The sequence below is a fragment of the Synechococcus lacustris str. Tous genome (assembly GCF_003011125.1).
GTDB classification, from domain to species: domain Bacteria; phylum Cyanobacteriota; class Cyanobacteriia; order PCC-6307; family Cyanobiaceae; genus Synechococcus_D; species Synechococcus_D lacustris.
In genome coordinates this window covers 1-925 of record NZ_PXVC01000236.1, presented here as the reverse complement: position 1 = coordinate 925, position 925 = coordinate 1, and the positions used below count along the sequence as shown (strand labels likewise).

The window sequence follows — 925 nt, the reverse complement described above, 5'->3', positions numbered from 1 at the left end:
GTGGTGGACAGCAGGGAAGAACAGGTGCTGCAAGGATTTTTAAAGCAGCCACAGGCGCAAATTTGGAGCCTCAGCCAATTAGAGCAATGCCAAGCCGATGGTTTGAACGCATTTCAGGGGGTAGCGCTTAGCGAGAATCTTTCCTTAAGCCTGGAGAAACTATCTGAGTTCCCCCTCTGATGCAGCCAGGGTTTGCCATGCATCAGCTTGGTTGGATGGTGTGAAGCCCAATTGCAACGGGTACCACCGGATTTATTTTGCCGCCAAACGCTGCTGCTAGGGGATGGCTTTCAGTTGCAACCGGGGCGATTTATTTGGCGCTTGAAACGCAGCGCTGATGTGGTGGTAGCTGGCAGCTTGCTGCTGCTGGCAGCACCACTGCTGTTAATGGCAGGCCTGCTAATCAAACTGCAAGAYGGTGGACCTGTGCTCTATCGCCAGGTGCGTTCAGGTTTATATGGCCAAAAATTCACAATCGCCAARTTACGCAGCATGCGCCCAAACGCTGAGCAGCATGGTGCCCGTTGGGCAAGCCGCGGCGATGGCCGTATCACCCCGCTAGGGCACTGGTTACGGCGCACTCGAATTGATGAATTACCACAACTATGGGCAGTGCTGAGGGGCGACATGAGCCTGATTGGGCCTCGGCCTGAACGGCCTGAATTTGAGGAGGAATTGGAACGGGCTATTCCCCACTACAGGCTGCGGCATTGGCTGCGGCCTGGCCTGAGCGGTTGGGCCCAGGTGTGTTATCCCTATGGCGCCAGCCTTGAGGATGCCAGGGCCAAGCTCAGCTACGACCTCTACTACCTGCGCAATGGCAATCCTCTTTTAGATGGATTGATACTGCTGAAAACAATCCGGCTGGTGCTGCTGGCCCGGGGGGCGCTCCCCCTGGATGCCAGCCCGCAGCACTGTCAGAATC

At 56.2% G+C, this 925-nt stretch carries 2 protein-coding genes; both read left to right on the top strand.

Annotated features, from left to right (window positions below; all coding sequences use genetic code 11):
* On the top strand, positions 1–180 hold a 180-nt coding region (locus C7K08_RS15775), incomplete at its 5' end, for a hypothetical protein (protein WP_161955958.1).
* 27 nt (positions 181–207) lie between these two features.
* Positions 208–925 (top strand): sugar transferase (locus C7K08_RS14585; protein ID WP_341272179.1); only part of this gene is annotated, 718 nt, incomplete at its 3' end.